Here is a 400-nt window from a genome sequence, read left to right as displayed (position 1 = left end):
CTAACCGACACCGACGGCCGGCTGCTTACGGTTCGCGTTCATGCCGCCGATATCCAGGACCGTGACGGTGCCAAGCTGCCGCTCAAGGGCTCCCGCCAGCGCTTCCCCTTCGTCGCCCGCGTCTTCGCCGATGGCGGCTATGCCGGCCGCCTCGTAAGCTGGGCTGCCGACAAGACCCACATTACCTTGGAGATCATTCGCCGCGGCGCTCATGCCAAGGGCTTCGAGGTGCTGCCGCGGCGCTGGGTAGTCGAGCGCACCTTCGCCTGGATCTTCAAGAACCGCCGCCTGGTCCGCGACTATGAGCAGCTCACCGCCGTCGCCGAAACCCTCATCACCATCGCCGCCTCCGCCACTCTGCTACGTCGATGGACGTGAGGAGACGGCCTTTTCAAACGCA

At 65.5% G+C, this 400-nt stretch carries 1 protein-coding gene; it reads left to right on the top strand.

What is annotated here, in order from left to right; translation table 11 throughout:
- Positions 1-378: transposase (locus FOY91_RS21465; protein WP_145156111.1), on the top strand; the 378-nt coding region annotated here is incomplete at its 5' end.
- Positions 379-400 lie beyond the last annotated feature (22 nt).

The sequence above is a fragment of the Alterirhizorhabdus solaris genome (assembly GCF_007785815.1).
GTDB lineage: Bacteria > Pseudomonadota > Alphaproteobacteria > Sphingomonadales > Sphingomonadaceae > Alterirhizorhabdus > Alterirhizorhabdus solaris.
This window is presented reverse-complemented; position numbering and strand designations above follow the sequence as displayed.